Source organism: Stenotrophomonas sp. HMSC10F07 (genome assembly GCF_001807895.1).
Lineage (GTDB): Bacteria > Pseudomonadota > Gammaproteobacteria > Xanthomonadales > Xanthomonadaceae > Stenotrophomonas > Stenotrophomonas sepilia.
In genome coordinates, this window is sequence record NZ_KV791416.1 from 1 (window position 1) to 10,228 (window position 10,228).

Annotated in this window: 9 protein-coding genes; 4 read left to right on the top strand and 5 right to left on the bottom strand. The window is 66.8% G+C overall.

Annotated features, from left to right (window positions below; translation table 11 throughout):
- Positions 1-112: 112 nt before the first annotated feature.
- From HMPREF3114_RS13760 to HMPREF3114_RS13770, 3 genes are all read right to left on the bottom strand, one after another.
- Positions 113-1,678: a protein adenylyltransferase SelO gene (locus tag HMPREF3114_RS13760; protein ID WP_053500889.1), complete on the bottom strand. Its 1,566-nt coding sequence runs from the start codon at positions 1,676-1,678 to the stop codon at positions 113-115.
- Between the two features lie 32 nt (positions 1,679-1,710).
- Positions 1,711-2,400, bottom strand: coding sequence for a glutathione S-transferase family protein (locus HMPREF3114_RS13765; RefSeq protein ID WP_070489930.1), 690 nt, complete (start codon positions 2,398-2,400; stop codon positions 1,711-1,713).
- 185 nt (positions 2,401-2,585) lie between these two features.
- Positions 2,586-2,795: a cold-shock protein gene (locus tag HMPREF3114_RS13770; protein ID WP_005416210.1), complete on the bottom strand. Its 210-nt coding sequence runs from the start codon at positions 2,793-2,795 to the stop codon at positions 2,586-2,588.
- A 302-nt stretch (positions 2,796-3,097) separates the two neighbouring features.
- On the opposite strand from HMPREF3114_RS13770, the gene HMPREF3114_RS13775 reads away from it, so the two are divergent.
- A complete protein-coding gene (locus HMPREF3114_RS13775; RefSeq protein WP_053500893.1) occupies positions 3,098-3,586 on the top strand; it encodes a YaiI/YqxD family protein in 489 nt (162 codons plus the stop codon).
- A gap of 13 nt (positions 3,587-3,599) precedes the next feature.
- On the opposite strand, the gene HMPREF3114_RS13780 is transcribed toward HMPREF3114_RS13775, so the two are convergent.
- Positions 3,600-4,469, bottom strand: coding sequence for a pseudouridine synthase (locus HMPREF3114_RS13780; protein WP_053500894.1), 870 nt, complete (start codon positions 4,467-4,469; stop codon positions 3,600-3,602).
- Between the two features lie 124 nt (positions 4,470-4,593).
- Here HMPREF3114_RS13780 and HMPREF3114_RS13785 point away from each other — a divergent pair, with 124 nt between their 5' ends.
- The 3 genes from HMPREF3114_RS13785 to HMPREF3114_RS13795 all read left to right on the top strand — a co-directional run bounded on the left by HMPREF3114_RS13785 (position 4,594) and on the right by HMPREF3114_RS13795 (position 8,484).
- On the top strand, positions 4,594-5,142 hold the full coding sequence (locus tag HMPREF3114_RS13785; RefSeq protein ID WP_005416207.1) for a YaeQ family protein: 549 nt from the start codon (positions 4,594-4,596) through the stop codon (positions 5,140-5,142).
- Positions 5,139-6,323 carry a BaiN/RdsA family NAD(P)/FAD-dependent oxidoreductase gene (locus HMPREF3114_RS13790; RefSeq protein WP_005416206.1) on the top strand — a complete coding sequence of 395 codons (1,185 nt, stop codon included), beginning with the start codon at positions 5,139-5,141 and terminating at the stop codon, positions 6,321-6,323. Before HMPREF3114_RS13785 ends, HMPREF3114_RS13790 begins: the two co-directional genes overlap by 4 nt.
- A 91-nt stretch (positions 6,324-6,414) precedes the next feature.
- Entirely contained in the window at positions 6,415-8,484 is a 2,070-nt protein-coding gene (locus tag HMPREF3114_RS13795; protein WP_005416205.1) for an EAL domain-containing response regulator, read from the top strand.
- A 114-nt stretch (positions 8,485-8,598) separates the two neighbouring features.
- On the opposite strand, the gene fabV is transcribed toward HMPREF3114_RS13795, so the two are convergent.
- Positions 8,599-9,858, bottom strand: a complete 1,260-nt coding sequence (fabV, locus tag HMPREF3114_RS13800; protein WP_053500896.1) for an enoyl-ACP reductase FabV — start codon at positions 9,856-9,858, stop codon at positions 8,599-8,601.
- Positions 9,859-10,228 lie beyond the last annotated feature (370 nt).

The following is a 10,228-nucleotide window of genomic DNA, read 5'->3' on the forward strand; positions in this document are numbered from 1 at the left end:
GCAGCGTCCCCGCACTCCGACACCGCCCCGCCAAGCCACGGGATCCAGCTTTTGCTCTGGCCGTTGACTTGGCCTCTGCAGGTGCAGGGCGCAGCCCTGCCGAAACCCAGCCTCAGGAACTGCAGGACAGCATCGAGCAGCCGGCGCGGTTGTCGGCCCACGCCGGGCGCTTGCCGGCGAAGTGTTCAAGCCCCGGGCGTTCGGTGTATGGGTCGCGCAGCACGTCCTGCAGCGCATGCACACCGCCGAGGTCACCCTGCTCTGCGCGGTCGATCGCTTCCTGCGCCAACCAGTTGCGCAGCACGTACAGCGGGTTGGCCGCCGTCATCTTCGCCACGCGTTCGCTGGCCGGCAGCGGATCGCTGCGCAGGCGCTCCGCGTAGTCCTGCAGCCAGTGCTGCAACGGTGCCTGCACTGCCTGTCGCCGCGCCTCGTCGTAGTACACCGCGTCCAGAACCGTAGCGTCCGCTGCCGACGGGTCGATGCGCATCAGTGCGCGCCAGGCCAGGGTCATGTCCATGGCACCCTCCTGCATCAGCTGCTGCCAGCGCTGGTAGAGCTGCAGGTCGTCATCGTCGGCCGCGGCCAGCCCCAGCTTTGCCGCGGCATCGCGACGCGTGCAGGCCACGAAGGTGGACTGGAAGGCCGCCAGGCCCGCCTGCAGCGGTGCGACATCGGCGAACAGCGGCGACAGCGCCTGGGCCAATCGGCTCAGGTTCCAGTACGCCACCTGCGGCTGGGTGCCGAAGCGGTAGCGGCGCCCCTGGGCGTCGGTGGTGTTCGGCGTCCAGTCCGGATCGAAATCCTCGACCCAGCCATAGGGGCCGTAATCCAGTGTGAGACCGAGCACGGACAGGTTGTCGGTGTTCATCACGCCATGTACGAAGCCGACACGCATCCAGTGCGCGATCATCTCGGCGGTGCGCACCGCGATCTGCGCGAACCAGTCGCCGTACCGTGCCTCGCCCTGCCCCCCCAGCCCGGGGAAATCACGGGCGATGCAGGTGTCCACCAGCTGTTGCAGCAAGGCAGTCTCGCCTCGAGAGGCCGGCAGCTCGAACGAACCGAAACGCAGGAACGACGGCGAGACCCGGCACACGATGGCACCAGGCTCGGCACGCGGGTGGCCGTCATAGAACATGTCGCGCACCACCTCCTCGCCGGTACCGACCAGCGACAACGCGCGCGTGGTCGGCACGCCCAGGTGGTGCATCGCTTCGCTGCACAGGAACTCGCGGATCGACGAGCGCAGCACTGCCCGTCCATCGGCACCGCGCGAGTAAGGCGTCGGCCCGGCCCCCTTCAGCTGCAGCTCCCAGTGGCGGCCATCGGGTGCCACCAGCTCGCCCAGTGAGATCGCACGCCCATCGCCGAGCTGGCCGGCCCAGTGACCGAACTGATGGCCACCGTAATTGGCGGCCCATGGTTGCATGCCGGCGTACAGCGCGTTGCCGCCGAATACATCGGCGAAGCCTTCGCTCTGGATCTCGGCAGCATCGAAGCCGAGCATCGTGGCAACCTCAGGCGACCACGCCAGCAACGTGGGCGCCACCACCGGCGTCGGCATCACCGGCGACCAGGCCGCGCCCAGCACTTCACGGCGACGCGGGCCGGATTCGGGGTCACCCGGCAGGGCATGCAGCAGGCGGTTGTCGAAACGGGGGCTGTCGGTATCCATGACTCTGGAGGTGGGGGCGACCGCCGCCGGCCTCAATTGCCGCTGAGCGCCTGCAGATGGCCACCGTGGGCCTCGGCGCGCTGGTAAGCAGGCCGCTCGCTGATGCGCTTGAGGAAGCCACGCAGTGCCGGCTTGCCGTCGAGACCGCCACCGCGCGCGGCAGCAGCCTGGATCGGGAAGCTCATCTGGATGTCGGCCGCACTGAAGCGCTCGCCGGCAAACCATGGGCTTTCGGCCAGGCGGCGCTCCATCCAGTCCAGGTGCAGGCGCCGCTGCGGCCCAACGAAGCCCCGCTCGGCCTTGTCGGCAATGCTGCGTGCAATCGGGCGTGCGAAGAATGGCATGGGCGCATTACGGATGCGGCCCATCACCAGGGTCAGCAGCAGCGGCGGCATCGCCGAGCCTTCGGCATAGTGCAGCCAGTAGCGGTACGCGATGCGTTCGGTGCCGTCGGCCGGCATCGGTGACGGCGACAGCTGGCGCTGCGTGTCGTAACGGTCAGCCAGATAGTCGAGGATCGCCCCGGACTCGGCCAGTACCAGCTCGCCATCCTGCAGCACCGGCGACTTGCCGAGCGGATGCACGTTGCGCAGTTCCGGCAGCGCCAACAGCGTCTTCGGATCGCGCGGATAGCGGCGCAGTTCGTAGTCCAGCCCCAACTCCTCCAGCATCCACAGCACGCGCAGGGAACGGGAGTTTTCCAGGTGATGAACGATGCGCATGGGGACGATCCTTGGGAAGGCCGCCATCCTACCGCGCCGGCTGCATGCCCTTTGTAGAGTCGAGCCCTGCTCCACTGTCCTTGAGAACAGTCGGCGTGGCTCGACTCTACAAAAAACAGCGGGCAATAAAAAACGCCGGAAGCTCTCGCCTCCGGCGTTCTGGCTACCCAACGGTAGCAGACGGATTAGACCGCCTGCACCTGGTCAGCCTGCATACCCTTCTGACCCTGGACGGCGATGAAGGTAACCTTCTGGCCTTCCTGCAGGGTCTTGAAGCCGGTGCCCTGGATCGCGCGGAAGTGCACGAACAGGTCCGGGCCGCTTTCCGGGGTGATGAAGCCGAAGCCCTTGGCGTCGTTGAACCACTTGACGGTGCCGGTCTGACGTTCAGACATTTTACTAACTCCTGAAACACATGTTGAAAAAAATCGCAGCCACCGGGTATCGGGGCCGAGACTGAGTTGCAGGCGTTGGTAAAGCGGATCGATGAGCGGATCGTGAGATCAACTGCACCAGGCCACGATTCACGGTGACCCTAGCAAACACAGTGGGTCGCACGATACGCGTGTTTTCTGCAAAAAGCGATAGTCCCGACGTTCATGGGAACACGTCACCCGCTAGGCGTGACAAGGGTTGGCAGCCAATCGCGGCTAACCCCGAGCCCCCATTCAGGTTTTTCCTACCCTACACTGGGTAAATGACTGAAGCTGAAATCCCCGCTGAACACGCGTCTCCCCGCATCTGGGTGGACGCGGACGCCTGCCCCACTGTCATTCGCGACATCCTGTTCCGGGCCGCCGAACGGGTCGGGATCGAGCTGACCCTGGTCGCCAACCAGTGGATCCGCACCCCGCCGTCGCGCTGGCTGCGCTCGATCCAGGTACCGCAGGGCCTGGACGTGGCCGACAGCGCCATCGTCGAGCGGGTCGCCGCCGCAGACCTGGTCGTCACCCAGGACATCCCGCTGGCTGCGCTGGTGCTGGAGAAGAGGGCCGTGGCGCTGAACCCGCGCGGCCAGCTGTACACCCCGAACAACATGGCCGAGCGGCTGTCGATGCGCAATTTCATGGAGGAACTGCGCGGCGCCGGGGTCCAGACCGGCGGACCGCCGCCCCTGGGTCCCCGCGACCGGCAGCTGTTCGCCGCCGAGCTGGACCGCTGGCTGGCGCGACGCCCGGCCCGCTGAGCGCCTGGCCGCGCTAAGCCGGAAGGCTCAGGCTGCGGCCGCTGCTGAATGCCCGTCGTTCGCCGCTCAATGGGTCGTCGAAGGCCAGGGCCCGCGCCAGCAGCTGCAGCGGCGCCTCGGCGACGTTCGGCGGACGTTGCCGAAGCTGCGGGTACAGGTCGTCACCCATGATCGGCGCCCCCAGCATGGCCATGTGCACGCGCAGTTGATGCTTGCGGCCGGTCTCCGGCAGCAGCCGGTAGCGCCAGATCGGCCCTTCGGCCTCGATCAGCTCGATCCGGCTGCGCGCATTGGGCTCACCGGGCACTTCGGACATGCGGAAGAACGGCTCGCCCGGCACCAACCGGCTGTCCCGCTGCAACGGAAACGCCAGCCCCGGCAGCGCCGGCGCCAGGGCCTCATAGGTCTTCTCGATGCGCCGCTCACGGAACAGGCGCTGGTAAGCATCGCGCGACGCTCGCTGGGTCGAGAACAGCACCAGCCCGGCCGTCAGCCGATCCAGCCGGTGCAGCGGTACCAGATCGGCATTGCCGGTGCGGGCGACCAGACGCGCCAGCAGCGTCTCGCGCACATGCCCACCCGCAGGTGTCACCGGCAGGAAATGCGGCTTGTCGGCCACCAGCAGGTGCGCATCCAGATGGACGATGGTCTCGACAAAGGGAATCACCGGTTCGTCGGCCACCTCGCGGAAGTACTGGATCTCCCGCCCGACCTGCCAGGGCATGTCCGCAGTGAGCGCCCTGCCCTGCGCATCCAGCACACGGCCACGCGCGAAGCGATCCTGCCATTGCGCGGGCGCGATGCGCGGGAAACGTGCACACAGGCCATCCAGCAGGGTGGCCCAGGGGCCGGGCGGCAGCTGCAACCGGCTGGGCAGGCTCATGGCGTCCACTCCGGCCACAGGAAAGACCTCAAGAGTGCCACCGTTGACGGCATGCAGACAGCCCAGCCACGGACACCCCCGGAGCAAACCTCTATCATTGTCGTCTTTAGTCCACGGACCCCCCATGGCTCTTACCGCCACCATCCGCAAGGCCGAACTGCAGATCAGCGACATGGATCGCGGCTACTACGCGACCCACAACCTGACCCTGGCCCAGCATCCGTCCGAGACCGACGAGCGCCTGATGGTGCGCCTGCTCGCCTTCGCGCTGAACGCCGGCGACCGCCTGGAGTTCGGCCGCGGCCTGAGCACCGATGACGAGCCCGATCTGTGGGAACACGACTACACCGGCGACATCCTGCAGTGGATCGACCTGGGCCATCCGGACGAATCGCGCATCCGCAAGGCCAGCAACCGCAGCCGCCAGGTGCAGGTGGTCAACTATGGCGGCAACGCCTCGGAGATCTGGTGGGGCAAGCAGGGCAAGGGCCTGGCGCGCTTCGACAACCTCTCGGTGGTCGACCTCGACGGTGCCTTCGTAGAACTGTGGGGCCAGCAGATCCAGCGCGCGATGCGCTGGAGCGTGCTGATCCAGGACGGTGAAGTGCAGCTGCTCAACGATCAGATGCAGCTCGACGTGATCCCGACCTGGCGCAAGCGCGCCAAGGCATGAGCACGATCCGTTGTGACGTGGTGGTCATCGGCGCCGGCGCAGCCGGGCTCATGACCGCGATCACGGCTGGCCAGCGCGGCCGCCAGGTGCAGGTAATCGACCATGCCAACAAGGTCGGCAAGAAGATCCTGATGTCCGGCGGTGGCCGCTGCAACTTCACCAACACCGGCACCACCCCGGCCAACTTCCTGTCGGCCAACCCGCACTTCTGCAAGTCGGCGCTGGCCCGCTACACGCCCTGGCACTTCATCGAGTTGGTGCACAAGCACGGCATCGCTTATCACGAAAAGGAACTGGGGCAGCTGTTCTGCGATGTCTCCTCCAAGCAGATCGTGAAAATGCTGGTGGACGAATGCCAGGCGGCCGGCGTGCAGATCCGTACCGACTGCAGCGTGCAGCGCATCGAGCATGGCAGCGATGGTTTCCGCGTGCACACCACGCACGGGCTGTTCCATTGCGCCTCGCTGGTGGTTGCCACCGGCGGCCTGTCGATTCCCAGCATGGGGGCCAGCGGCTTTGGCTATGAAGTGGCCCGCCAGTTCGGCCACCAGGTGCTGCCGACCCGCGCCGGGCTGGTGCCGCTGACCCTCAGCGGCAAGCACCAGGAACGGTTGGCCGACCTCAGCGGCGTGGCGCTACCGATCGAGGCGCGCTGCAACGGCAAGAGCTTCCAGAACTTCATGCTGCTGACCCACCGTGGCGTGAGCGGTCCGGCCATCCTGCAGATCTCTTCGTTCTGGCGGCCCGGCGATGCGCTGGAGCTGGACCTGTTGCCGGGCCAGGATGCGGGCGAGTGGCTGCGCCAGATGAAGCGCGACCGCCCCGCCGCCGAGCTGCGCACGGTGCTGGGCGAGGTACTGCCGAAGCGGCTGGCGCAGCGCCTGTGCGAGCACTGGCTGCCCGACCGCCCCGTGCGCCAGCTGGACGAGCCGGTGCTGCGCCAGGCTGCGCAGCTGCTGGGCGCATTCCCGCTGGTGGCCAGCGGCACCGAAGGCTACCGCACCGCCGAGGTCACCCTGGGCGGCGTGGACACCGCCGAAGTGTCATCCTCAACGATGGAATCCAAGCGCGTCCCCGGCCTGCACTTCGTTGGCGAGGTGCTGGACGTGACCGGCTGGCTGGGCGGCTACAACTTCCAATGGGCCTGGGCCAGCGGCCACGCAGCGGGCGGCGTGGTGTGAACCACTTCGCCGTTCCATGCGCGCAAGGGGTACGCGCATGGACGGTTCGCCGCGCATCGTGTATCTAGATTCGCAGATTGGGGAGCAGTGCATGCAGAACGCGAACGACATCACCATCCGCCTGCTGATCGTCGATGACAGCGGCGAGAATGCCGAAGCCATCGTCAGCACCCTGCGCAACAGCGGCATCGCGGTACGCCCGTGGCGCCCGCAGGATGCGGCCGAGCTGGCCCAGGTGCTGACCAGCCAGGCCATCGACCTGGTGCTGGCCTCGCCGTCGCAGGGCATTCCGCTGCAGCTGGCAGCCCAGCACATCGCTGCCAGCGGCAAGGACATCCCGCTGGTGCTGCTGGCCGAGCGCATCGACGAGGACGAACTGGTGCAGGCCAGCAGCCATGGCATCCGTGCCCTCGCCCTGCGCCAGCGCCCCGAGCACCTGCTCGCCGTGGTCCGCGACCAGTGGGTCGACCTGCAGGCACGCCGCGGCCTGCGCCGCATCGAGGCGCAGATGCGCGAGACCGAGCGCCGCTGCGACGCGCTGATCGCCTCCTCGCGCGACCCCATCGCCTACGTGCATGAAGGCATGCACATCCGCGCCAACGACGCTTATCTGGAGATGTTCGGCTACGAGCAATTCGACGACATCGAAGGCATTTCGCTGCTGGACATGGTCGCTGCCCAACACGTGGAGGGCTTCAAGCAGCTGCTGAAGGGCCTCAGCCGTGGCGAGGCGCCGCCGCCGCAGTACCAGCTCGACGCGCGCCACCAGGACGGCAGTGCGTTCCCGGCGACGATGGAATTTGCGGCGGCCACCTACGAAGGCGAGTCCTGCCTGCAGGTGGTGCTCCGCCGCCGCATGGAGTTCGACCCCGAGCTGGCACGCGAGGTCGAGGACCTGCGCCAGCGCGACCAGGTCACCGGCCTGCTCAATCGCCCGACCTTCATGCTGCAGCTGGAAAGCGCGGTGGCCCAGGCCGGGCGCAGCGAGGGCCAATTCGGCCTGCTGCTGATCGAGCCGGACCACTACGCGCGCCTGCTGCCGGATATCGGCCTGGCCTCGGCCGATACCCTGATCGGCGCCCTCGCCGCCCTGCTGGCCGAAGTGGTTGGCGAGGACGCGCAACTGGCCCGTTTCGGCGAACACAATTTCGCCGTGCTGCAGGCCGGACCCTACGCACAGACCGTGGCGCTGGCCGAGCGCATCCGAGAAGCCTACGCCGCGCACGTCTTCAGCATCGGCGCACGCTCGGCCACGGTGACGGTCAGCATCGGTGGCGTACAGGTCGGTGAGAAGATCGCCAGCATCGGCCAGGTGCTGGCGCGCGCCAGCGAATGCACCCAGGCTGCAGCCGAGCTGGGTAACACCTGCCGCATCTTCGACCCGGCTGCGGCCGACCGCGTCGAGGAAGAACGTGTGCAGCGCTGGGTGGCGCGCATCCGCGAGGCGCTGGCCGGCGACGGTTTCCAGCTTCACTACCAGCCGGTGCTGAACCTGCAGGGCGAACCACTGGAGCTGTACGAAGCCTATCTGCGCCTGGAAAACAATGGCGAGCTGCTGAGCCCGACCGCGTTCCTGGGCATCGCCGAGGAACACGGCCTGCTGGCCGACATCAACCGCTGGGTGGTCTCGCAGGCGATCGCGGTGCTGGGTGAACGCGCACGTGCGGGTCATGCCACCCAGGTGCTGGTGAAGGTCACGCCGGAATCGTTCGATGACCCACAGATGATCGCCACCCTGCACCGCGAACTGCAGGCACAGGGCGTGCCCGGCGAACGGCTGTGGCTGCATGCACCGGAAGCGAAGGTGTTCACCCACCTGCGCAGTGCACAGCAATTCCTTGCCGAAGTGGCGCCACTGGGCTGCCGCATCGGCCTGGAGCAGTTCGGTTCCGGGCTGGACTCGTTCCAGCTGCTGGCCCACTTCCAGCCGCAGTTCCTCAAGCTGGACCGGGGCTTCACCAGCGACCTGGCTGCCACCCGCGAGAACATCGACCGCATCAGCCAGATCACTGCGCGTGCTCAGGAAGCGGGCATCCGCACCATCGCCGAATTCGTCAGCGATGCCAACTCGATGACGCTGCTGTTCAGTGCCGGCGTGGATTACGTGCAGGGCGACTTTGTCGGCCCGGCGTTGCCGGAGATGGGGTTCGAATTCGGGTAACGCCTCTCTGTAGAGCCGAGCCATGCTCGGCTGCGGGACCCAAGCGAAGAGCAGCCGAGCATGGCTCGGCTCTACACAAACCAGAAGGCCGGCTTTCGCCGGCCTTCTGCCTGATCAGGTCATGTCGACCAGGTTGCCGATCTTCACGTCCGGGTTGACGTCGGCCTCGTAGTCGACGCCCTCCACGCCAAAACCGAACAGACGCAGGAAGTCGGCCTTGTAACCGGCCAGGTCGCTGATTTCGTACAGGTTCTCGTTGGTCACCTGTGGCCACAGCGCGACCACCTTGCCCTGCACGTCTGCGGCCATTTCCTTGTAGTCCGCACGCAGGCGGCCTTCCTCATCGACCAGCGCGACGGTGTGGCCGTCGCCATCGACCAGGTCGTGGCGCAGGCGATCGACCGCCACGCCATCGGACTTGCCGCCGTAAAGGATGTCGTACAGCACGTCGAGCTGCTCGATGCAGCCTTCGTGGGTGCCCTTTTCCTTCATCACCTTGAACAGCAGCGACAGGTACAGCGGCATGGTTGGAATGGCCGAGCTGGCCTGGGTCACGACGGCCTTCAGCACCGACACGCGTGCGTCGCCGCCGATTTTCGTCAGCTTTTCGCGCAGGCCCAGCACCTTGGTGTCCAGGTCCTTCTTGGCCGCGCCGATCGAGCCATTCCAGTAGATCGCCTGGGTGATCTCTTCGCCCACGTAGGTGAAGGCCGTGGTGGTACAACCATTGGCCAGCACGCCGGCATCGGCCAGCGCATCGATCCACATCTGCCAGTCCTCGCCGCCCATCACCGCGACGGTGCCGGCGATTTCTTCCGGGGTGGCCGGCTGCAGGGTGGTCTCGGTGATCACTTCCTTGTCGGTATCCAGCCCGCGCAGGGTGATCGGCTCGCCGATGGGCTTCAACGTGGAGCTGATGATCTCGCCGGTCTTCGGGTGCTTGCGGCGCGGCGCTGCCAGGCTGTAGACAACCTGGTCGACCTGGCCCAGATCGGCCTTGATCATTTCGATGGTCTTCGCCTTCACTTCATCGGAGAAGGCATCGCCATTGATGCTCTTGGCGTACAGGCCGGCTTCGTCGGCGTACTTGTGGAACGCGGCCGAGTTGTACCAGCCCGCGGTACCCGGCTTGGTCTCGCTGCCCGGGCGTTCGAAGAAGATGCCGAGGGTGGCAGCACCACTGCCGAAGGCAGCGGTGATGCGCGCAGCCAGGCCGTAGCCGGTGGACGCGCCGATCACCAGCACACGCTTGGGACCGTTCTGGATCGGCGGGCGCGCACGGATGTAGTCGATCTGCTGCTTGACCGCGGCCTCGCAGCCGGTCGGGTGGGTGGTGACGCAGATGAAGCCGCGGACGCGCGGTTTGATGACCATGGATACCTCGGGTTGGCAGATGCGGCGCGCGGGGCGCTCAGCAGGAGTAAGGGCGCGCACGCGCGCGAACCGCAGGATCGTAGTGCGCGGGGGAAGATTGCACAACCGACGCTGGCGTAGGGTGGTGTTTGTTTTGCAGGGTTGCACCCTGCACCCGCTGGAAGCCAGAACCAGAGCAAAAGCGGGTTTCCTGAGGGATGGCGGGGTGGATCCGGTTGCGGGGGACGCCGTTAACCCATCCTTGGGGGCTTGGCCGCGGCATCCATGCCGCGGACACCCCCGCAACCGGACCCACCCCGCCTTTGACAGTCTTCCGCGATCTGTCGGAACAGCTCTTGGGGTCAGATCCGTTTTCCTGCGGAAAACGGAT